The organism is Vagococcus fluvialis, from assembly GCF_048815235.1.
Lineage (GTDB): Bacteria > Bacillota > Bacilli > Lactobacillales > Vagococcaceae > Vagococcus.
Map to the genome: position 1 here is coordinate 1 of NZ_JBMEAO010000022.1, position 23,593 is coordinate 23,593.

At 33.2% G+C, this 23,593-nt stretch carries 21 protein-coding genes; 13 read left to right on the forward strand and 8 right to left on the reverse strand.

The window, feature by feature from the left end:
• Positions 1–113 precede the first annotated feature (113 nt).
• From ACODH8_RS12855 to ACODH8_RS12895, 9 genes are all read left to right on the forward strand, one after another.
• Complete coding sequence (locus tag ACODH8_RS12855; RefSeq protein WP_420517759.1) at positions 114–1,727, forward strand: isopeptide-forming domain-containing fimbrial protein; 1,614 nt, start codon at positions 114–116, stop codon at positions 1,725–1,727.
• Entirely contained in the window at positions 1,724–2,041 is a 318-nt protein-coding gene (locus ACODH8_RS12860) for an LPXTG cell wall anchor domain-containing protein (protein ID WP_332466668.1), read from the forward strand. The genes ACODH8_RS12855 and ACODH8_RS12860 overlap by 4 nt, the downstream gene beginning before the upstream one ends.
• Entirely contained in the window at positions 2,031–2,819 is a 789-nt protein-coding gene (locus tag ACODH8_RS12865) for a WxL domain-containing protein (protein ID WP_420517760.1), read from the forward strand. Before ACODH8_RS12860 ends, ACODH8_RS12865 begins: the two co-directional genes overlap by 11 nt.
• An 81-nt stretch (positions 2,820–2,900) precedes the next feature.
• Entirely contained in the window at positions 2,901–3,665 is a 765-nt protein-coding gene (locus ACODH8_RS12870; protein WP_420503935.1) for a WxL domain-containing protein, read from the forward strand.
• Positions 3,666–3,799: 134 nt separating this feature from the next.
• Positions 3,800–4,909 (forward strand): DUF916 and DUF3324 domain-containing protein, encoded by a 1,110-nt coding sequence (locus ACODH8_RS12875; protein WP_420503934.1) that lies wholly within the window; start codon positions 3,800–3,802, stop codon positions 4,907–4,909.
• A 12-nt stretch (positions 4,910–4,921) separates the two neighbouring features.
• Positions 4,922–5,575: a hypothetical protein gene (locus ACODH8_RS12880; RefSeq protein WP_420517761.1), complete on the forward strand. Its 654-nt coding sequence runs from the start codon at positions 4,922–4,924 to the stop codon at positions 5,573–5,575.
• 371 nt (positions 5,576–5,946) lie between these two features.
• A complete protein-coding gene (locus ACODH8_RS12885) occupies positions 5,947–7,386 on the forward strand; it encodes a helix-turn-helix domain-containing protein (RefSeq protein ID WP_332466663.1) in 1,440 nt (479 codons plus the stop codon).
• Positions 7,387–7,424: 38 nt separating this feature from the next.
• Positions 7,425–7,943, forward strand: a complete 519-nt coding sequence (locus ACODH8_RS12890; protein ID WP_332466662.1) for a recombinase family protein — start codon at positions 7,425–7,427, stop codon at positions 7,941–7,943.
• Positions 7,944–8,148: 205 nt separating this feature from the next.
• Positions 8,149–10,545 carry a collagen-binding domain-containing protein gene (locus ACODH8_RS12895; RefSeq protein WP_420517762.1) on the forward strand — a complete coding sequence of 799 codons (2,397 nt, stop codon included), beginning with the start codon at positions 8,149–8,151 and terminating at the stop codon, positions 10,543–10,545.
• A 46-nt stretch (positions 10,546–10,591) separates the two neighbouring features.
• Here ACODH8_RS12895 and ACODH8_RS12900 read toward each other — a convergent pair whose 3' ends face one another.
• Together ACODH8_RS12900 and ACODH8_RS12905 are read right to left on the reverse strand one after the other, a co-directional pair.
• Positions 10,592–12,034 carry a M20 family metallopeptidase gene (locus tag ACODH8_RS12900; protein ID WP_332466659.1) on the reverse strand — a complete coding sequence of 481 codons (1,443 nt, stop codon included), beginning with the start codon at positions 12,032–12,034 and terminating at the stop codon, positions 10,592–10,594.
• Positions 12,035–12,059: 25 nt separating this feature from the next.
• Positions 12,060–13,346 carry an anaerobic C4-dicarboxylate transporter family protein gene (locus tag ACODH8_RS12905; RefSeq protein ID WP_332466658.1) on the reverse strand — a complete coding sequence of 429 codons (1,287 nt, stop codon included), beginning with the start codon at positions 13,344–13,346 and terminating at the stop codon, positions 12,060–12,062.
• Between the two features lie 500 nt (positions 13,347–13,846).
• On the opposite strand from ACODH8_RS12905, the gene ACODH8_RS12910 reads away from it, so the two are divergent.
• The gene (locus tag ACODH8_RS12910; RefSeq protein ID WP_332466657.1) at positions 13,847–15,064 is read left to right on the forward strand and encodes a chloride channel protein; all 1,218 of its coding nucleotides are present in this window, start codon (positions 13,847–13,849) and stop codon (positions 15,062–15,064) included.
• A gap of 25 nt (positions 15,065–15,089) precedes the next feature.
• Here the strand turns inward: ACODH8_RS12910 and murB are convergent, their stop codons facing one another.
• A complete protein-coding gene (gene murB / locus ACODH8_RS12915; RefSeq protein WP_332466656.1) occupies positions 15,090–15,992 on the reverse strand; it encodes a UDP-N-acetylmuramate dehydrogenase in 903 nt (300 codons plus the stop codon).
• 187 nt (positions 15,993–16,179) lie between these two features.
• On the opposite strand from murB, the gene ACODH8_RS12920 reads away from it, so the two are divergent.
• From ACODH8_RS12920 to ACODH8_RS12930, 3 genes are read left to right on the forward strand one after another with little or no spacing between them, the layout of a single operon-like run.
• Complete coding sequence (locus ACODH8_RS12920) at positions 16,180–16,935, forward strand: exodeoxyribonuclease III (protein WP_332466655.1); 756 nt, start codon at positions 16,180–16,182, stop codon at positions 16,933–16,935.
• Between the two features lie 17 nt (positions 16,936–16,952).
• Positions 16,953–17,900, forward strand: a complete 948-nt coding sequence (locus ACODH8_RS12925) for a hypothetical protein (RefSeq protein ID WP_332466654.1) — start codon at positions 16,953–16,955, stop codon at positions 17,898–17,900.
• A 12-nt stretch (positions 17,901–17,912) separates the two neighbouring features.
• The gene (locus ACODH8_RS12930) at positions 17,913–18,446 is read left to right on the forward strand and encodes a 3'-5' exonuclease (RefSeq protein ID WP_332466653.1); all 534 of its coding nucleotides are present in this window, start codon (positions 17,913–17,915) and stop codon (positions 18,444–18,446) included.
• 29 nt (positions 18,447–18,475) lie between these two features.
• Here the strand turns inward: ACODH8_RS12930 and ACODH8_RS12935 are convergent, their stop codons facing one another.
• The 5 genes from ACODH8_RS12935 to ACODH8_RS12955 form a co-directional block, all read right to left on the reverse strand.
• Complete coding sequence (locus tag ACODH8_RS12935) at positions 18,476–18,994, reverse strand: GNAT family protein (protein WP_332466652.1); 519 nt, start codon at positions 18,992–18,994, stop codon at positions 18,476–18,478.
• On the reverse strand, positions 18,995–19,465 hold the full coding sequence (tsaE, locus tag ACODH8_RS12940) for a tRNA (adenosine(37)-N6)-threonylcarbamoyltransferase complex ATPase subunit type 1 TsaE (RefSeq protein ID WP_420503925.1): 471 nt from the start codon (positions 19,463–19,465) through the stop codon (positions 18,995–18,997). It lies immediately after the preceding gene.
• Positions 19,466–19,531: 66 nt separating this feature from the next.
• Positions 19,532–20,527 (reverse strand): aldose epimerase family protein, encoded by a 996-nt coding sequence (locus ACODH8_RS12945; RefSeq protein WP_332466650.1) that lies wholly within the window; start codon positions 20,525–20,527, stop codon positions 19,532–19,534.
• Positions 20,528–21,190 (reverse strand): beta-phosphoglucomutase, encoded by a 663-nt coding sequence (pgmB, locus tag ACODH8_RS12950; protein ID WP_332466649.1) that lies wholly within the window; start codon positions 21,188–21,190, stop codon positions 20,528–20,530.
• 113 nt (positions 21,191–21,303) lie between these two features.
• A complete protein-coding gene (locus tag ACODH8_RS12955; RefSeq protein ID WP_332466648.1) occupies positions 21,304–23,568 on the reverse strand; it encodes a glycoside hydrolase family 65 protein in 2,265 nt (754 codons plus the stop codon).
• Positions 23,569–23,593: the final 25 nt, after the last annotated feature.

Genomic DNA, 23,593 nt, shown 5'->3' on the forward strand with positions numbered 1-23,593 from the left:
TATTCCTCAATATTTTTGAACAGTGAATGTTTGAAGTAACTTTTTAGTCAAAATCAGTTGATAGGGATATTAGTGATACATATTTCAATAAAATGTACCAAAGAATTAAAGCTATGAATTATTCAGGATATGAATTAAAAGGTAAAACAATTGGTGCAAGTGATACGAGTGAAGGTTTGTCAGTGTATGGTGAAGAAGAACGAGCAGGTATGTTTGCAATAGAAAATAAAAATGGAGAATTCTTTGAAGAAGGAGATCAGGTAGAAGTACTTAGTGCTTGGCGTGGTGGTGCAGGAATGGAAACTAACCCGTCACCTGACAAGACGCATATAGGATATCCTTCCGATAATGATAAGTGGGTTAAAGAATCAGTTAAAACAATTGATGTAAGACCACCTTCTCAAGTGAAATCAGATGCTAAAGTAACAAACGCAACTAAACAAATATCAGGAACTAGTGATGAAGAAGGAGCTAGAGTATTCGTTAAGGTCAATAATGAATGGTTGCTAAATGACCAAGTGAAACCAGTTTACGGCATAGTAAAAGAAGGTAAGTGGGAAGTTGATTTATCTAAATATGTTGAAAAAGAGGACAATATTGATGTGTATATAAAAGATAATACAGAATTATCAAAAGATATCGTATACACATTACCAGAGACTTATACGATGGAACCAGATGGAGTATGGGGAAATATAAATGAACAAATTGATGCTTATGATAAATATTTGGGATATCACAATGCTATTAGTAGTGATGAAGGTGATTTCAGATTTGATAAAGGACTAAGGAAATTAACAACTGATGTCCTTCCGGATAATCCTAAAGTAAGTAAATCATATATCTCATCAGGAGGAGAAAGTTCTCAGGTTGGAGATGTATTAAATTACATGATTGATATCAAAAATGACAAACCTCTTGAACTAGCAACAAATTGGAAAAATATCGTAGTCACAGATAAATTACCAGAAGGCTTATTATTTGATAAAAAAACTGCAGATATAGAAATCAATAATGTTCCAATTTCAGAAGCAGATTATGATTATGATGAAAGCACTAGGGAATTGAAAATACTAATAGGTGATTTGGAATCTCAAGAGGAAATGAATATTAGTTTTAAAGTGAAGTTAACTACGTCTTCTGTTGGAAAAGTAATAACAAACAAAGCTATAGCAGTAGGTAATTCTCCAAGAGAGAAAAATTTTGTCATGGGACCTGAAAATGAAACTCATGAAAAAGAAACCTATCAAGCAGAAGGTGAAGTATCGACAACGGAGGTTTTTGGTACTTTAGAACTTACATCAGCCCCTACAGTGATTAATTTTGGAGCTGTAACCTATGATGCAACAATTAAAAGGGTAGACGATGGTGTTTATGATCAAGATTTAATTATTAATGACACTAGAGCAAGAAAGTCTAAATGGATTCTAGGAGCTAAGTTGATTACTCAAATGACTAAGGTAGATGACGAATCTATTAAATTAGTTGATTCACTACAATATGTCAATGATGGAAAAAATATTATCTTAAGCGAAGAACTACAAGATGTTTATCAATCGAATGAAGATACTTCAGGAACTAGTGATAGTGTAAACATCTCAGATACATGGGGAACGACCAAAGATTCTAACGGTATTAAACTTGTTGTAGACCCATCTAAATCAAAAGTGTTAAAAGGACAATATTCAGGTGAAATTGAATGGCAACTCATGGAGGCGACTCCATGATGAAAAAACTAATTAAAGTAATTTTTTGTACGATATTGTTCATGTCTTTTAACCAAATAAGCGTGAAAGCTGAATCAGCAGGTGGGCAGGTTTCTTCTAAAAGTGGTATTACATTTTATCAAAGCGAAGAACCACCTACTAAAGAACCAAAACCAACTCCTAATCCAAAAGATCAGACTGGTTCAAATAGTAAAACATTTTTACCAAAGACTGGGGAACAAAAAGGCAATGGTACATTTTACGGATGGGGATTAGTATTAACGGCCTTTGTAGGATGGGTTCTTTTGAAAAGGAGGAGGAAGTATGAAAAATAAGTTATTGATTATGTTTACGCTATCTTCAGTAACCTTCCTAACTCTAATATCAAAATCTATGGTAGTTAACGCTGAAAATGGGTTTTCGACAAATGGCAATGTTCATGTGGAAGCGAGTGATACAACAAAGCCATTAGATCCAGAAGATCCTTTAAAACCAGTTGATCCAGGAGAAGGACCATCAACTGATGGTGAATTAAGAATAGACTTTGTATCGACCATTAATTTTGCAGATGCAAAAATTACAAAAACAAATAGAAAATACCAAAGTCTGGCTCAATTATTTCATTCAGAAACACCGGTTAGAGCTTCATATATCCAAATAACGGATTTACGTAAGGGACAACCAGGATGGAATCTTCAATTAAAACAAGAAACACAATTTAAAAATGATAATGGCATTGAACTTAATGGAGCTAGATTATCTTTTGATAAAGGTTGGGCTAACTCAGGTGGTATTGGTAAATCACCCGTCATGTTTAGAGATGCTATCTCAATTGATTCAATTGGAAACGGCTATCAAATCGCATCAGCAGAGCAAGGGGCTGGAAATGGAACATGGTTATTATCTTTTGGAGCCTCAGCAGAAAATAAGGCTGGTCAAGAGAATACACTATCTAAATTAAAAGATGATACTGGTAAGGCTATAGTAGACCCGATTTTTGATAAAGAAATGTTTACTAATTCAGCTATTAATTTATCAGTCCCAGATAAAACAACGATTGTACCAGGTCGTTATCAAATAGAGTTAACATGGATTTTACAGGCAACTCCATAAAGAAACCTGTCTAAAAAATGATTGAACAAGTCAAAATGACTATCAATAAAAAAAGAAAAAAATTATAGGAGGAATAACATAATGAAAGCAAAAACTTTATGTGCAGCAGTATTATCAACATTTATTCTTGGAGGAGTAGTGGCATCAGCAGCACCAGCACCAGGAGACCCAATGACAACTCAAGGTCATGTAACAGTTGAAGAAGGAACAATCGATCCAGATACAGGCGTAACTGACCCAGAAAAACCAGATGAAAAATTACCAGAATTACCAGATGTAAAACCTAACCCAAATCCAGAAATGGGACCTTTAGAAATTTCTCATGCACCAGAATTACAATTTGGAACAGTTAAAACATCGACAGGTGAAGTATCAACATTTGCTGCACCAAACACATTTACAACAGCAGATGGAGAACAAAAACGTGGAGCTATTTTACAATTTGGTGACTTACGTACTGACTCTAATGGATATACAGTTTCAGCTAAAATGACTAAACAATTTACACAAGGTGCTGATGAGTTAACAGGAGCAACAATTACTTTAACCAATCCTTGGTCAGCAACAGCGACTGGTGCTACAGGAATTAAGCCTGCTTTTGAACCAGAAGTGTTATTAGAATATGACAAATCAGCTATCGTAGCAACAGCTGAAAATGCTGAAAAAGTTGGTAAAGGTATGTGGACAGTAGAATACGGTTCATCAACAAATGTTAATACAGATGATACAACTGCTAACTCAGTTCAATTAGTAATTCCAGCGAACACAGCATCATCAATGGCTGGTGGAAGCTACACTTCTGATATTGAATGGTCAATCGTTGCAGAAGCAACGCCAGAAGCATAACAAAATTATTTAGCCTATCATTTACTAGATTAATTAAGCTGATGACATCTTTCATCAGCTTAGCTTTTTTTAGTAAATGTTCAATTAATAAGGTACATGAAAACAAGAACAATAATCAAAAGTGGGGGAATAACATGCAAAAAATAACCAATAAGAAGAGTCGAATAATGATTAAAGGAATGTTGTTAGGTGTATTACTATTTTTGTTATCACCAGTCATAACATTTGCTGATGATGAGATGGATAATGTCGTTGGATTTAACTATAAAATAGAGTATCCAAAAAGCCAAATTGGTGGAGAAAATGGTTTCTTTGATTTAGAACTAAGTCCAGGTGTAGAAGAGACTGTGACATTAAATATCAGTAACGGTGGAAAAAAGAATGTGACAGTTAATCTATCAATAAATGGAACGAAAACCAATTCAAATGGAATAATAGAATACGGACCAACTAATATTGAAAACGATAAATCATTAAAGTTTCCATTTGAAAAAATCGTTTCAGGACCAGAAAAAGTTGAGGTGAAGGCAGGCGAAGTAAAATCAGTTCCAATAAAAATTAAAATGCCTGAAACAGCTTTTGAAGGGTCGATTCTAGGCGGTATTCAAATGAAGAAAGCTGATCAAGAAGAAGAAACACAGAGTGAAGGCGCAACAGTTAGAAATACTTATAGTTATGTTGTAGCGATGAGGCTTCGAAACAATCAAACAAAAGTAAAACCTGAAATAAAATTTAATAAAGCACAAGGATCTCAAAGAAATTACCGAAATTCAGTGGTTATTAATCTATCAAATATTAAAGGAACGCTTGTAAAAAATACGCTAGATATTGAGAGTCAAATTACAAAAAAAGGTTCGGAAGAAGTTCTGTATGAAAGAAAGCAAACAGGCATGTCAATCGCTCCTAATTCTCAAATGGATTTTTATGTATCTATGGCTGGTGAACAGATGGTACCAGGAGATTACAGAGCTAAGGTGTTAGCTAGCATAGGGGATCAAAAATGGGAAGAGACTCTTGATTTTACGATTACCAAAGAAGAAGCAGATAAATACAACAAGCGCGACGTAGGTCTTGTTCAAGATCGTGGCTTAGATTGGAAAATAGTTACAGTCATCGTTGCTGGAGCATTAGTTGTTATTGGTCTTTTATTTGCTGTTTTAAAAATAATAAAAAACAAACGTAGTGGAAAAAAAAGCAAAAAAAAATCAAGTAGAAAATCTCAATCCAATAGAAAAAATAAATAGGGGGCGTAATTAATGGATATATTGCAATGGCTATTTATTATCGGGGTAGCAATAACCATTATTTTTTTAATTTGCTCTGTCTATTTTTTTATTACTTTTATCATGAGTAAAAGTAACATCAAAAAAACTGGAACTGCTAGTAAACAAAAAAAAGCAAAAAAAAGAATATCTCGATTAAAAAAGCAGAAGAATAAAGCCTTAATTCGGGGAATAACATGTTTGTTATTAGGAGCTATGGTAGGAAGTTTATCAGCTTATGTTACTTACTACCAAGCAACTAATCTCTCAACGGAAGATATGGAAAACATTAAAGATGGGTTTTATTATTTACGTGATTTAGAAAAAGAATTAGAAGGAATTCAAAAAGGGAAAACAGATGAAGAAAAGGCAAATCAGACAATCAATTTTGTAGTAACTTCTTTAGCTGGTTACAGTGTAAAAAAAGCAAGCACGTTAAATACAATAGATGGTCAAAGAGTGCTAAATAGGTACTATCAAGGGATGTCAGAATTAGGTATTAATGTTAGTCGAAAATCAGCAATGCTATCATCAGATAAGTTGAGTTTAAAAGAAGCATTATCAGATATCCAAAAAATTAAAAATTATGAAAAGCAAGTTCTAACTTTTTATAAAGTAGATAAGTCAGTTTTAGAGTCAAAAAAATGACAAACAATTATAACGAGTGTTATAAAACTAGTGAAAATATCTTATGTTCGTTAAACAGGTTTTAAATAAAAGAAAATAATGAGAAAAATGAAAATAAGATGATAAAACTCTATTCCTTAAGAAAGTGTCACTATTAGTGAAAAACAAAACAATGTAAAGGGTTTATTTTGAAAAAATACAATTATCCAGAAAAATAAAAATTAATAATTTAATAAGTTTTTTTTAATGACTCCATATTTATGCATCAAAAACTGTATATTTTTAAAATAAATTAAAATAGTTCTTGCATTTAAAATTAAAATATGTCCAATTTGGGTTTGTGAAAAGTTTTATATGGAAGAATAAATGATTGAGGAGAGGATTATATAGGGATGATACATTTTTTTTTAGAGAAGGCAGATTTACGTAAGTTGGAGTTTCTTAGGTACATAGAAAAAGCATCGTCACAAAAGGAATTAAGGGAAGTTATCATTAAAGATTTAAAAATATCTGAGTTTTTATTGAACAAAGTGATAGATGAGTTAAATAGTGATTTTGAAACATATCATTTAGAAAATGAGTTTAAGCTTATTCCAAGTAGTGCGGGAGTTAAGTTAGAGAAAAAAGGAAATAGTGCAGCAAGTCAGTTGGAACTTTTATTAGTAAAAAATTCACTAGCATTTTCTTTAATAAGTGATATATTTTTTGGAAAATTCACATCAATTAATGAGTATTCGGAACATCATTTTCTTAGTTATTCTTCTGTTTATAATAAAATGTCAGAGATAAGAACTTACTTGAAACAATTTGGTTTTACAGTCACTAAAAAAAATGAATTATCTGGCAATGAAAAGAAAATTAGACTCTTTTTTTCTTATTTATTCACTAAGGTTTACAATCAAAATTTAGATATCTATCCAAAAAAAGTAGAAGAAAAATCTATCATTTTTGTCTATCAATTAGAAAAGTATCGTCACCAACCTCTAAAAGAATATCCTAAAATAAAATTATCTCATTATATAAATGTTGTGTTTTTGAGAGCAAGCCAAAATAATTATTTAAAGAAAGAAAGTCTTCATGTTGAACGTTCTTATTTAAAGAAAAATGAAACAGCAATTTGGTTAACAAAGACTTTAAAGGAGTTAGGTTTGTCTGTTCCAAATGATAAATGTGTCTGTGAAATAGATGAGCTATTCTGTTTTTTAAAAGCAAAAGAGCTTATTGAAGAAGAGGATTTTTTAAATTATGTAATCGATCAAAATTTTAAAATTTATGGTTTCAATTTTATGAATGCTGCTAAGAATAGATTTCCTGATTTGAGCACATATATTGATCATAATATGAGACAAATAGAGTTAATTCATTTTAATGCGCTGTATTTCATATTACCAATGAAGCAACCACTAAGAAGCCCAGATAGTAAATCTGTGGCTTATGGTTTTCCCGATTACGTGACATTTTGTCAGTCATATATCAAGGAGCAAAAAAACAACCAAGAGATTTGGAAGTTAAATCAATTTTTATTTTATAAATACTTGTTAATTCTGGTTAATGGTGAGCTAGTTAGTAATAGCAGTAAACCTATTAACTTGTATGTAGATTTTTCAGATGGAAAAAAATATACCAACTTAATGCTTGGTATTATCAAACGTTTTTTAGGATTTGAAATTAATTATCAAGAGTTTGTAGATGATAAAACAGATATTATTTTATCAGATGTCTATTTTGAAAACTACAATCATATTTATCAAGTGATTTGGGAGACATCTCCTGAAGCTGCCGACTGGGAAAAATTTATTCTAGAGTTAGAAAAATTGAGAAAACATAATTAATCAGTTTAAAGAGTAAAAATATTTAAGGAGGTTTTTTAATGGAGCGAATTGGCTATGTCTATTCATCTTTAGATGATGCTTATATAAAAGAACAAATAGAAGGGATTAAAGAGTTTGGTGTAAAAAAAATCATACTTGAAGAAGATGGTATTAACGAGTTAAAAGAAGGTGATGAGTTAGTAGTTTATGAACTGAGAAGTTTAGGTAAAACTATTACACAATTAGATCAATTTCTTACTTTTTTGAATAAGAAAAATATCAAATTAACATTAATAGATAAAGAAAGTGAATTTCAAGTAATTACTAATCATCAATTTTATGATTTAGTTTCTGAAATTGCTGAAATGGAAAGCTTTATCATTAGTGAGCGAACAACAAGAGGTATTCAAAAGGCTCGAAGAAGTGGGCGAATAGGTGGTAGGCCTAAAGTATCAGAAGAAACGATTGAAGAAATTAGATATTTGTATCATAATCAATCGTATACGTTAAGAGAGATAGCGGAAAAATGTGATGTTTCTTTAGGAACAACGTATAAATATGTTCAAGATTGTAAATAATAGAACAGTTTTTTATCATACATAAATAGATTGAAAGAGAAGAATCCTAATAGGAGCTTCTCTTTTTTTACAATTCAAAATGAAAAGGCTTAATAAGTTCATTTACTACTCTTTAATGGGAACGAATTGTAAAGTTCGTTGAATATAATGTATAGACCAATTACGATAGGGAGGATGGTTTTTTAAAATAGGAGGTTAAAGGATAGTGTTGAAAAAGAAATTAAGTAGTTTAGTATCAATTGTTGCGTTACTTTTAAGTGTTTTGGTTGTTCCATTAGATGTACTTGCTGTTGAATCAAATAAAATTGTTTCTAGTAACTATAGAGATTATAACAGTATCATCTTTAATGACCACACAGTACATACTGCGGATATAGAAGGATCAGTTGCAATAGGTGGAGACATTATTACACATGGCGGATTTACATATGCGGGTTCTTACAGCAATGCTCATAACATTATTGGTCAGGGAAGCTTGCATGAAGGAACACCAGGGCTAGTGGTTGCGGGCAATATAAATTACAATTCAGATTCCTTAGTAGTTGTTGAAGGTGGAAACTTTATTCACACTGATTTGTATCAAGTATCAAAAAAATTTAATATAGATCCAAATTTTTCGATGATTAATTGGTCGAAAGAACAAATGGATGCCTTATTTAATTCTTTTAAAGCAGATATTGCTAACGAAATGTCATTATACAAGTCCATGATGACAGACCAAACAGAAGAAACTATTTATCATAAAAAAGAGGCGTGGGTTTCACAATTTGATTTCTATGAGTCGAAAGAGAGTGATAGTGTTTTATTTGTTGATATGTCAGCAGAGAGTCATGACATTAATGACATCTATTTACCTAATTTAGATGCTTATGATCATGTAATTATCTACTCAAGCCAACCGTCTTTAAAATTTTCAAGAGGTAGTATTGTTTACAAAGGCTTTCCTATAGATACAGGAAAACCAAATAACGATGTTTTATTTGATATGGCAAGTAAATTAACTTGGGTTTTACCAAATGCTACTGATTTAAGAATTGAAGGATATGGATTGATAGGAGATGTTTATGCTCCTAATGCGAGCGTTGATACAAAGGGAGGTTCGCTAAACGGTTCTTTATATGCTGAAAATCTGATATCAGCAGGAGGTTTTGAGGTTCATAATTTTAGAAATAAACCACTAATTCCTGAAAAAACAACAGAACCGACAGAACCAAGTACAACAGAGCCAAGTACGACAGAACCAAGTACAACAGAACCAAGTACAACAGAACCAAGTACAACAGAACCAAGTACAACAGAACCAAGTACGACGGAACCAAGTACAACAGAACCAAGTACGACGGAACCAAGTACAACAGAGCCAAGTACGACGGAACCAAGTACAACAGAGCCAAGTACGACAGAACCAAGTACAACAGAACCAAGTACAACAGAACCAAGTACAACAGAACCAAGTACAACAGAACCAAGTACAACAGAACCAAGTACGACAGAGCCAAGTACGACAGAGCCAAGTACAACGGAACCAAGTACAACGGAGCCAAGCACAACGGAGCCAAGTACGACGGAACCAAGTACAACGGAACCAAGTACGACGGAACCAAATACAACGGAACCAAGTACGACGGAACCAAGTACAACGGAACCAAGTACAACAGAACCAAGTACGACAGAGCCAAGTACAACAGAGCCAAGCACAACGGAGCCAAGTACGACGGAACCAAGTACAACAGAGCCAAGTACAACAGAACCAAGTACAACAGAACCAAGTACGACAGAGCCAAGTACGACAGAGCCAAGTACAACGGAACCAAGCGCAACGGAACCAAGTACAACGGAACCAAGTACAACGGAACCAAGTACAACGGAGCCAAGCACAACGGAGCCAAGTACGACGAAACCAAGTATTGAGCCTTTAATGGGAGAACTTAGAGCAACAAAAGAGGTAAATTCATCTATAGCTAAATTAGGTGATATCTTAACTTATGAAATAACTGCTGAGAACATTATTGAAAATAGTATTATTTCTAATGTTAAGATTAGTGATAATCTTCCAAAAGGATTACAACTTATCAAAAATAGTGTTGTTGTTAAAGTAAATGGAGAAGAAGTTAATATTAACAAAGAACAAGTAGTGACAGTTGGAAATAAAGTTTCAGTTACTTTTAATGAAATTAAAGGTGGACAAAACATAAGCATATCACTTCAAGCAAGAGTAACTAGTGAGGCTGTAGGAGAAATAATTAATATCGCATTGGTTGAGGGAGAAGATGTAGACCCAGTTAAACCAAAAGAAGAGATACCAGTTACTCCTGAGCCGACAGAGCCAAGTACGACAGAACCAAGTACAACAGAACCGACAGAACCAAGTACAACAGAACCGAGTACAACAGAATCAAGCAAGACAGAATTAGGTGTTGTAGGTTCATCCAATCCGAAAACTCCTAATGGAAAATCGAATGTATCAAATCAGAAGTTTTTACCTAAAACTGGAGAAGAATTAACACCAAGAATGTTACTCATTCAAGGATTAATCACAATTTTGGGTACATTCTTATTGTTTTATACTAAAAAAAGAATTGAAGATAATCCGTTAAATTAAAAATAAAAGCTCCAATCACAAGTTACATGTGATTGGAGCTTTTTTATTATAAACCTAAACTATTTGGTTTTACATCAGCTGGAATTGGGTTGATGTAAGGCGTTTGATCGGTGATAGCTTTTAATTCAGCTTTAGCTTCTGTTAAAATTTCAGGGTTTTCAATTGCTTTCATAGCAGTTGCAGCCATTACTTTAGCTGCTTGTAACATACCTTTTTTAGCAATTGGTGTTTTACCATTTGCAACCCATTGCCATGAATGTAAGGCGGTATTCATTACTTCTGTTGCCATAACACACTGTGCAGTTGGAACAACCCAACTAACATCACCAACATCAGTAGAACCTGGCATTACAATGTTTGTTAAAGCTTCGTTGAATGGATAGATATAGTCAGCTAAAACTTTACCTTGGTTAGCACCTAAAACTTGTTTTTCAACAGCAGTTACAGGAGGAACCATCATGAATTTTTTCTCATCTTCAGATAATGAAGCATGCATTTCTTTAGCGAATGCGATGTCTTCTTCGTCAAAGTTAGGAGCACCAACTTCAAACATTGTATCTGACATTAATTTAGATAATACTTTATTTGGCATGTAGTTTGAACAAGCTTTGTCAAAGTGAACTTCAACTTCAGTACCAGTCATTAGAGCAGCACCTTTAGCGCAGTTTACTAAACGGTCGTAAATATCTTTTACTTGGAAAGCTTTAGGAGCTCTGATTAAGTATAAAGATTTAGCGTGAGCTTGAACAACTGAAGGTTGCATACCACCACCATCTAAAACAGCATAGTGATAACGAGCTTCAGGTGTTACGTGTTCGCGTAAGTAGTTAGCGCCAATGTTCATAATTTCCATAGCATCTAATGCGCTACGTCCCATATGAGGAGAGTTAGCAGCATGAGAAGACACACCTTTAAATTCAAATACTGCTTGGATATTAGCTAATGTTGGTGAACCGATAATCGCATTATCAGTTCCTGGGTGCCAACATAAAGCCATATCTAAATCATCAAAAGCACCGGCACGAGCCATGTAAGTTTTACCTGATCCACCTTCTTCAGCTGGACAGCCGTAGTATCTAATTTGAGCATCAATATTATTTTCTTTTAAATAGTCTCTTGTAGCAATAGCAGCAGCTAATGAAGCTGTTCCTAATAAGTTATGTCCACATCCATGACCATTTGTTGTACCTAAGCTTGGGTCAGCTTCTTTAGTTGTTGCTCCTGCTTTTTGATTTAATTCTGGAAGAGCATCATATTCACCTAGGAAACCAATGATAGGACCTTTATCGCCATATGTACCGATGAAAGCTGTGTCGATATCACCAGTATTTGTTTCAACTTTAAAATCTTCTTTTTCTAAGAAAGCAATAATTGTTTTTGCTGATTCTTGTTCATGGAATTTTACTTCTGCAATATCCCAAATACGGTCACTTAGTTCAAAGTATTCATTTTGTTTAGCTTCAATTAATTTTTCGATATTTTTAATCATAATATGTAGCCTCCTGATAATAGTTTTAGATAAATAATGTTATTCCGTAAGAAACAAAGATTGATAAAGCTGTAATGGCAAGACCTGGCAAGATAAAGTTGTACGTTTTTGTGCGTCCTGTTCTATCTAACTCACAAGCAAGTAACATAGTTGGTTGTGCTGGAATGATAAAGTTAACATTTAAACATTGAACGATAATTACTAATAATAATGGAGATACGCCAAGTGCTAAAGCAAGTGGGAAAACAATTGCAGCAACAGCTGTTTGTGCTCCAATAATCATAGCGACAAAACTACAAAGAATAATAATAACCCAAGGATAGCTTCCTAGAACTGCTCCTAGGCTGTTTGTTAATGTTTCTTGATTACCTGGTGAGCCAAAGATTGTTCCACCAAGCCAACCACCTCCAAGTACAACTAAAGATGCAGCTAAAGCGTTCATTGTAGCAGGAGCATTTAAGATTTTTTTAGATTCAACTTTGAAGAATAAAAGATTAAGTGCAGCTGATGCATACATGAACATTTGAACTAAGTCTGCTGTAGCTATTTTAACATTTTCTCCGTTAACTGTATATTGTGGTAATAATCCTGGGAATAAACCAAACACGATAATACCAAGTACACATGCTAAGAATACGTAAGTTGAATATTTTGCTTTGTTGTCATGAGTTGTTACTTCAACCATTTCTTCACCAGCAATTAACGTGTCTTCGTTAAATGGAACTTTTTTATTAACAACTAATAAAATTAAACTTAAAAGGACAATTGAAATAATTGTTGAAGGTAAAACAATACTTAAGTAAGTTCCCATTGAAATACCAAATGGCATTAATAACATAATAACAAATGCAGTTGAAGATGAAGCTGGGCTACATAATAAAGCCATGTTAGAAGCAAGAACAGATGAGATTAGAGCTCCTTTAGGATTTACTTTAGATTTAATAGCTGTTTCAGCAATAATGGGCTCTAATGATAAACTAATCATGGCAGTTCCCATACCGAATACAAACATGAAACATACAAGTGGTGCAACGATTGTGATTGCTTTAGGGAATTTTTTAATGATTTTTGTCGCAACAGAGATCATATAATCCATACCACCAGAGGCTTGTAATGCACCACTAGCAACTCCAATAGAGATAATAATTAGCACAGCGGTAACAGGTGGAGCAGAAGGTGGTAATTTAAAAATAAATAACATAATGAATAATGCAACAATCGAAGTTATACCTGAACCTAATGCGCCGCCTTTAACTAAACCATAAATAATGAATGAGACCATAATGACAATTTCCAATAATAGTAAAAACATATAAATCCTCCTAAATTTTATTATTGCTTAAATTGATAAAGATAATGTACAGATGTAGAAACTTGATAATAGATAATAGTTTAATAACAAAGTGTTTAAATGTTGTTTATTTCCTTTGGTTGAAGAAATAATAACACGTAAAAAGGATGTAAGTAAACAAAAAATTGTCTTTTTATCGGACAATAATGAAATTTTAATGTTTTATATTTTAATAACTATTGATATATAATCTGTTTTATCAAGTTTTGTTCGGTATAAAAATAAAGTTGATATGTTATTTTATTATTTTAACAAACCTAAGTTTAATAACACGAATAAAGTCGTTAGTGAAAATATTAATTAGTCAGTTTTTAATACTTTAATAACAAATGAAAGCGTAATTATGAAAAAAATCATGAAACAAGTTGTTTAAAAGATATATTTGATATATCTTTTAGTCAGAAGTAAAATGGGTTTAAAGAAAAATTAGCTCCGTTGTAAAGAAAGGATTTACAAATAAAATGAGTTTGAAAAGAGAAATAAGTTGGTTATCTTTTAGTTTAATAGTTGGGATATTGGTAGGGAGTTTAGAAGTCTTATTCGGAAAAATACTCTTATTAGTGACAGATTGGCGACAGTTGAATTTTATTTTTTTTCTACCTGTTATAGGTCTATTTATTTATTATTTATATGATAAGTTTGGTGGCAAATCAAAAGAAGGAATGGGATTGATCTTTAAAGTAGGACAAGGAGAAAATGAAAAAATTCCTGTGGTGTTGATTCCATTAATTATGGTATCTACTTGGTTAACCCATTTATTCGGAGGAAGTGCAGGACGAGAGGGAGTTGCTGTTCAAATTGGTGCGACTTTATCCAATTGGTTAGCTAAATTAAAAATATTAAAATTGAATAATGAAGCAGATTTCAACCGCAAATCAGTGATAATTGGGATGGCAGCAGGTTTTTCAGGTTTATTTCAAACACCCTTAGCTGCGGTATTTTTCGCATTAGAGGTGATGATAATAGGGAAATTAGAAGTTTCTTTCTTAATTTATACAGGAGTAGCTTCTTATACCGCCTTTTTTATTTCACAGGGATTAGGATTAGAGAAAGCTTCTTTTATCATCGAAACTAATATGACTTTAACACCAATGATTGTGCTCAAATTGGTGATAGCAGGATTATTATTTTCAGTTGTTGGCACGTTATTTACTTTAAGTTTAAAAAAAGCCAAACATTATTTTAGTGTGTGGTTTCCTAATGGATATAAACGGATTTTTTTTGGTGGTATTATCTTAGCTACTTTGATTATTATTAGTCATTCAGGTCGTTATGCAGGTCTTGGAACTAATATAATTACAGCGAGTTTTACTGGAGATACTGTTTACTCTTATGATTTCCTAGCCAAGTTATTATTAACCGTTTTGACTCTTGCGATTGGGTTTCAAGGGGGAGAGGTTACACCGCTTTTTGCGATAGGAAGTTCATTTGGGGTTTTAATAGCTCCTTTAATCGGTCTGCCGATTGAACTTGTTGCAGCATTAGGTTATGTAGCTGTTTTTGGTAGTGCAACTAATACTTTTTTAGCCCCTGTTTTAATTGGAGCAGAAGTATTTGGTTTTGAGTGGTTACCCTATTTTTTCATTACGATGTTAGTAGCCTATCATTTTAATTTTAATCAATCGATTTATTCACAACAAAGAGAATTAGAGAGCTTTGTTCATAATAAAAAGTCCTGACTTTTGACAGTCAGGACCTTTTTATTTATTTTTCTCTTCCAATAATTCGAACTTCAGTTTCTAAAACAACATCAAATTCTTCTAAGATTGTTTTTTGAATATGTTTAATTAACTCGACGTAATCTGTAGCAGTTGCTCCATCAATATTAACAATGAAACCTGCATGTTTTGTTGAGATTTGAGCGCCGCCCCATTTCAACCCTTGTAATTTAGCGTCTTGAATTAATTTACCAGTGAAGTGTCCTTCAGGGCGTTTAAAGACACTACCGCATGAAGGGTATTCTAGAGGTTGTTTACTTTCTCTAAGTTCCGTTAATTCATCCATTTTTCCTTGGATAGTATCTAAATCACCTTTTTCAAGAGTGAAGGTCACATTTAGTACAATACCTTTTGTTTGCTGTAAAACGCTGTGACGATAAGAAAAGTCCATATCATCTTTATACCAAGTTACGATAGAACCGTCTGCTAAAAGAATATCAGCAGATTCAAAACAATCAACTAGCTCTCCGCCATACGCACCAGCATTCATATAGGCTGCTCCACCAATACTTCCAGGAATGCCACAAGCAAACTCTAAACCAGTTAAAACTTCATCACGAGCAATTCGAGTAACATCAATTAATTTTGCGCCAGCATCAGCCGTAATAAGCGTATCTTTTACAATGACATCTTTTAAATCTGTTAACATGATAACAAAACCAGCAATGCCGCCATCGCGTACAATCAAGTTACTTGCGTTACCAAGACAAAGCCATTCAATATTTTCAGCATTACAGTAGTCAACTATTTGTTTTACTTCAGTTACTGATTTTGGAAATAATAAACAATCAGCTGGTCCACCTGTTTTGGTGTAAGTAAATTTTGAAAGTGGCTCGTTAAATAATAAACGAATCCCGTTTAAATCTTTTTTTATTTTTTCAGTGTTCATATATTTAGTCCCCTTATCCATCCATAAAGTCCATCGCGATTATTCTAACATATTTTACATCTAATAGGCTATTTTTATCTTAATTTAAAGGGATGTTAGACTATTTAAAGTAGATTTATTATTTTTGAACAAGAGATTCTGTGTTAGAATAAATAATAGCGATAGAAGTAAGTTGGAGGTACGATTAATGAAATTAATATCCTGGAATGTAAATGGCTTGCGAGCTGTTGTTAAAAAAGGATTTGTAGACATTTTTGATGACATTGATGCAGATATATTTTGTTTACAAGAAACAAAGCTACAAGAAGGCCAAATTGACTTGGAACTACCTGGTTATCATCAATATTGGAATTATGCAGTTAAAAAAGGTTATTCGGGAACAGCTATTTTTAGTAAGACTGAAGCACTTAGTGTTGCCTACGGAATAGGTATTGAAGAGCATGACCAAGAAGGACGCGTTATTACAGTTGAATATGATTCTTTTTACCTAGTGAATTGCTATACACCGAATGCTCAGGCTGAACTAAAACGAATCGAATATCGCCTAACATGGGAAAAAGATTTCTTAGCTTATTTAAAAGAATTAGAAACAACCAAATCAGTTATTTTGTGTGGGGATTTAAATGTGGCACATAATAATATTGATTTAAAAAACTGGAAAACGAATCGTAAAAATCCAGGTTTCTCTGATCAAGAACGTGAAGCTTTCTCATTTTTATTATCTAATGGATTTGTAGATAGTTTCAGACATTTTTATCCAGATTTAGAAGGAGCCTATTCTTGGTGGAGTTATCGATTTAATGCTCGTCAAAATAATTCAGGTTGGAGAATTGATTATTTTTGTGTATCAGAAAGTCTAACGCCCCAATTAGAAGATGCGTTTATTTTAAATGAAGTGTATGGAAGTGATCACTGCCCTGTGGGATTAGTGCTGACAACTTAGGAAGGTGAGGTAGAAACATGAAACAAATGATGAAGCGATTATCGCTCGTTAGTTTATTATTGCTATTCTTTTCAGTGTTACCTAGTATTAGTTTTGCTGAAGATAGTAAATTACTTTATGACTTAAAATATGATGAACAAAAAAGTGTTTTGTATGGAAAAACAAAACCAAATGCTAATATCTATATCAATGATTTAGCAGGTAGTATTGTAGCCGATGATAAAGGCGAATTTGAAATGCCAGTTCCTAAAGGGCTAAAAATTTCAACTGTATTAATGCTAGATGCTGAAGGAGATACTTCTACAGATCTTAGATATAATTTCGAGAAAAATACTGTAGAGACTGAATCAACTCAGCAAGAAGGAAGTAGTTCTTCTTCTAGTAGTGATAAATCAGAAGAGAAAAAAGAATCTGATTCTAAAAAAGAAGAAAAAGAAAGCGATAAAGAGAAGACATCTGATTCTACTAAAGAAAGTGGAACGACTGAAACAAGTAGTACGGAAAGTAAAGAGGCATCAACTAGTCAAGAATCTCAAAACAGTATTTCTTCTGAAAGTTACGATGCAGAAAATGAAGTAGAAGAAAAAAGAAGTTTAATTTGGTTATGGACATTATTAATTGTTATTGGCGTTATTGGATTATTAGTAGCTATTTACTTTGGTTATAAGAAAAAAATTGAAAAAGAAGAAGCTGCTAAAAAAGCTAAACGTAAAAATTCATCTAAGAAAAAACGTCAAGAAAAATTAGATGATGATTTTGAAGAAGACTTGTATGAAGATTTGAAAGCGTCAGAAGAAACTGGAACCCGTAAAAAACGTCGTTCTGAGACAACTAAAGAAACTGATTTAGATGAGTTAATTGAATCAGAGTTAAACAAAGGAACAAAAACGAAAACAAGAAAAAGAAGTAGTAATTCATCAACAAGTGATAGTAAAAAGAAAAAGAAACGTAAATCAAGTAGATAGAAGGAAATAGAAATGAATTTTATAGCATATGATTTTGAGACAGCTAATCATGAATTACATAGCGCATGTTCGATTGCTTTAGTAATGGTTAAGGACAATCAAATTGTAGGAAAGTATTATTCATTAATTAAACCTGAAACTTACTTTCACTCAAAAAATATTGAAATTCATGGGATTTCGCCAAAAGATGTAGAGAAAGCGCCTAGTTTTAAAGAAGTGTGGCAAGAGATAGAGCATTATTTCCAAAGAGACCGATTGATTGTGGCTCATAATGCATCATTTGATAATAGAGTCTTATCTGGTTGTTTAGCATACTATGATTTACCTGAGGCTCATTTCTTGTCCTTGTGTACGGTTAGAACAAGTAGGAAGCTCTATAAGGAGTTGCCTAATCATAAACTAAATACTGTTTCAAAGTATTTAGGCATTGCATTAGATCAACATCATCATGCTTTAGATGATAGTTTAGCTTGTGCTAATATTCTTTTAAAACAAGAAGCCGAATTTGGCGTAGTACCTTTAAAAGCATTAGTAAAACAAACATAAAAGGAGGCAGCCAATTTGGCTGCCTCCTTTTATGTTAAGTAACTCATTAAAATAATATCAAGGTACTGATTGTCTTCTGATAAAAAGCCTCGTCTGATAATACCTTCTACTTCAAAATCTAGTTTTTGATAGAGGTGGAAAGCTCTTTTATTTCGTTCTTGGACTTTGATTTCTAAACGCTTAATAATACTAGCTTCTTTTGCCCAAGCAATAATTTCTTCTAGCATAATAGTTCCTAGACCGCAATTCCAATACTCTTTTAAAATACTGATGCCGATTTCACCAATATGTTGGACAGGTTGATCCATCTCTCCCATAACAGTCGCCACACCGATTAATTCATCATGATTATAGGCAAGGAGAATAAGCTGGTTATCTTGTTCATAAATAAAATCAATTTGTTCAGCCATATCTATTGGGTTTAGTTTTAAGGATTGCTGATTGACTAAAAGAAAAGGGGTTTCTTGATCTAAAAGATTCATAACACGTAATAGATCTTTAGCATCACTTGGAACGGCTTCTCGTAAGGTAATAGCTAGCTCAGTCATCTATATTTCCCAGCCTTTATCTTGAAGTCCTTTAATAAGACGATTAGTTAGCTCATTATCTGTTTTTGAGATAGAAAAAACACGCTCATTATCACTAGATTTATCTAAAAATAATTCAGTGTAAGGTGAAAAAATATCTTCTTTGATTAAATGTCCCCATTCAATGACACAAACACCGTCACCTTCAAGATATTCATCTAATCCTAGATCAGAAGCACCTTCACCGAGACGGTAAACATCCATGTGATAGAGAGGGAGTGTTCCTGTTTCGTATTCTTTAATCAGAGTATAAGTAGGGCTTTTTATCATTTGAGAAATGCCTAAACCTTCAGCAAATCCTTTTGTAAAAGTTGTTTTTCCAGCGCCAAGATCACCAGTCAGAATAAATATATCTCCAGCTTGACTTAACTGAGCGATGTCATAGGCTAATTTTTTAGTTGTTTCTTCATTGGGTAAATTAATAGTTATCATAGGTACCTCCTTGTCAGTCATAGTATAAAGCTAAGTAAATAAAAAAGCCATTGATAAATGGCTTTTTTAGAGTAATTCAATTGAATAAGTTGTTTGAAATATTTTTTTCTCATGAGGAGAAAGCTCAATGTTTCCCCATTCTGGATGATTAATGATGTCTGGTAATTCCTGTGTTTCAATAGCTATCCCGAGTTCAGAACTCATAGGTTGTTTGTTAACTGAAAAAGAATCGTCATTAAACCCAGTGGTACTAAAGATAATTGCAGCATCTCGGTTAGAAGAAATACTTAATTTTCTACCACTTAATGGCTCTGATAAAGTGATTTGAGGGTTAGATGATGCCAATAAATAAGCGTCATCAATGCCTTGTGGTATCTCATTGATACTATCAGCAATGAGTCTTTCATGATTAAAATCATAACCTGTGTCTTTTGTAGTTAATAGTTTTCCAGTAGGGATATTATTCTCATCTGTTTCTAAAAGATGAGAACTATTAATTAGTAGTTGATGTTTTTTAATATCTCGTTTAGCATTTCCAGATAGGTTAAAGTACACATGGTTGGTTGGATTAATAATTGTTTTTTTATCACTAGTCACTTCTGTAGTCATAATGACACTTGAAGTAGTTAACTCATAGGTATTGGTTACATAAATAGGTCCAGGATAACCTGATGAGGTATCTGTTAGAGAAAAAATAACTTTAATTGAGTTAGTTGTTTCTAATAGTTCAAAAGTCCAGAATTGAGCCCACCAACCATGACTACCACCATGAATATGATGTTCTCCTAGATTTCTTTCTAGAGGAACATCTTCCCATTTGGCATTTTTTATACGTCCTGCTACTGGACCTACAAGTGCACCAAATTGAGCTTTATCATTTAAGATACTTTTAGCTGTATCTAAGCTTAGAAGAATATTTTCTTGCTGACCATCTTTATCAGGTGTGATAAATTGATGCCATCTAGCGCCAAAGTTTAAAAAAGTAGCAGATAAAGTGTCATTAGTTAAAGTGATATAGGAAATATTGGTTTCTTGATCGGTAAAAACGCTTGAGCTGATCATTTATTTATTGTTCCAAACTGATGTTAAATAATCTAAAGATAAATAGCTTGTGTCAGCAACTAATGCGATATCTGATCCCAAATCTTTAGCTTCTCCAACCCCAATAGGTAAAGCACCACTCGCTTTAATAGCTTCTATTCCAGCAGCAGCATCTTCAATACCGATAGCCTCTAAAATATCAATGCCAACAGCTTTAGCAGCTGCTAAAAAGATATCTGGCGCCGGTTTACCTGCAGCTAAAGAAGCAGGATCTACAATGGCATCAAAGAAATGACTGATTTCCATTTTGTCTAATAAAAGAGGGCCGTTTTTACTAGCAGAAGCTAAAGCAATTTTAATGTTATTGTCTTTTAATGTTGTTAATAATTCTAAAATACCTGGATAGATATCTTTTGGCGAAATAGCTTGAATCATTTCAACATAATTTTCATTTTTTTCTTTAGCTAACTCGGCAAATTTTTCAGGTGTTACTGTATCTTGTTTGTTGCCATGCTCTAAAATAAGGGTTAGTGAATCTTCTCGACTAACACCTTTAAGTTTTTCATTAAATTCTCGGTCAATTGTAATATCTAAATCGTCAGCTAATTTTTTCCATGCAAGAAAATGATATTCAGCTGTATCAGTAATCACACCATCTAAATCAAATAAAACACCTTTAAACATTTTAAACATCCTTTCATTTTAAAAAATGAGAGTGCAACTAGTGTTACACTCTCGGTTTACTTTTAGTTTAAATCAGACATATATGAAAAGCGACTACTTATCAATATATAGCCTTAATCTTCAACAGAAACAGTAATTGATTCTGTAATTGAATGGACTTGTCCGTAAACTGTTACATCAATCGGTTCACCACTTAGTAAGGTAATAGTCACATTTGAATCAATTAAAATATGTAGTAAACGACCACGGTAGTTTACGTGGAAAGCATATTTACTCCATTTTTGAGGTAAGAATGGGGCAAAGCTTAGTGTTTCATCATAAGTCTTCATTTGAGCAAACCCTTGGACGATAGCTAACCAACTACCAGTCATTGAAGTGATGTGTAATCCGTCTTCAGTGTCATTGTTGTAGTTGTCTAAGTCTAAACGTGCTGTACGTTGGTACATTTCAACAGCTTTTTCTTCCATACCTAATTCAGCAGCTAAAATAGAGTGAATACATGGTGATAGAGAAGACTCATGGACTGTCATTGGCTCATAAAATTCAAAGTTCTTACGTTTTTCTTCTATAGTAAAGTCATTTCCAAAATAGTAAACCCCTTGTAAAACGTCAGCTTGTTTAATAAAGCATGAGCGTAAAATGTGATCCCATGACCAATTTTGGTTTAAAGGTACATCTTTAGGATCTAAGTCAGTAACAGGCATTAAGTCTTTATCTAAGAAAGTATCATGTTGAACAAAAACGCCTAATTCTTCATCTTCTGGTAAATACATATTAGCGATAATATCTTCCCAATGTTTGATTTCATCATCTGAAATGGAAACAAGAGCATTTTCTTTGTATTTCGCATAATTTTCTAGAGTGTATTTTAATACCCAAACAGCGATATAGTTAGTGTACCAGTTGTTGTTAACGTTGTTTTCATATTCGTTAGGGCCAGTAACACCGTGCATCATGTATTTAGCGTTGCGTTTTGAATAATGAACTCTGTCTGCCCAGAAACGAGCAATCGCAGTTAATACTTCTAAACCTTCATTTTCAATGTAACTTGTATCACCAGTGTAATTAGTATAGTTGTAAATGGCATAAGCGATTGAACCATTACGGTGAATTTCTTCAAAGGTAATTTCCCATTCGTTATGACATTCAACACCAGTGAAAGTAACCATAGGGTAAAGAGCACCTTTTAGACCTTGTTGGCGCGCATTATGATGAGCTTCAGGTAATTGATTGTGACGATATTTAAGTAAGTTTTTAGTCACACTTGGATCAGCCAAGGCTAAATATAAAGGAACAGCGTAAGCTTCAGTATCCCAATAAGTAGCACCGCCATATTTTTCTCCTGTAAATCCTTTAGGACCAATATTTAATCTTTCATCTTCTCCGTAGTAAGTAGAGAATAATTGGAACAAGTTAAAGCGAATTCCTTGTTGTGCTTCATCATCGCCTTCAATAACAACATCTGCAATTTCCCAACGATTTTCCCATGCTTTCATGTGAGCATCTTTTTGTTCTTCAATAGTTGTGTTGTTAACATCAGCCATTAATCCTTTAGCAACGTCTAATTGTTTGCTTTCTTCAATATCACGACTTGTTACAATAACAACTTTTTTAGTTAATGTAATTTCATCTTCTGCAACCACTTCAAAAGTAAATGTTTCTGTTGCTAAGAAAGGTGCAGTTTCTTTTTTACTTGTGATATCTGTAGAAGAAACATTTTCCATTAAAGCAGTAATAGTAAACTGTTCAATGCCAAATTTGTTAGGAATTGTACGAGCCGTAACAAAGTTTTCACCTACTGAGCGCTCTTCCCAGAACATTTCATCGTAGTTACTATCTTCGTTATGAACGTTGTTATCTAATTTTGAAACAACTTTAATGTTTCCTGAACCAGCTAAAACTTTAGCTGTCATGTCAACAACACCAAGTTCTTTTGTTGTTAAACTTAAGAAGCGTTCAAACGAGAATGTAACTGTCATACCTTCTGCTTCAATAGTGAATTGACGACTTAATAAACCATGTTGCATATCTAGTTCTTGATAGAAGTCTGTTACTTCTTGTGTAGCTAAATCAATCTTTACATCATTGATGAAAAGATCCATAGCGATGAAATTAATAGCGTTAATGACTTTTCCAAAATAATCAGGGTAGCCATTTTTCCACCAACCTACACGTGTTTTGTCTGGGTACCAAACTCCTGCAATGTATGTTCCTTGGTGGTTATCGCCACTGAAACCTTCTTCAAAGTTTCCGCGCATTCCCATATAGCCGTTTCCAGTACTTGTTAAAGACTCTTGTAAACGAATGTCTGATGTATGAAGTTCATTTGTTGCGATTTTCCATGGATCAATAGCGAATAATCGTTTTAAGTGTTCCATTAAAATAGTCCCCCTTGAGATCAGT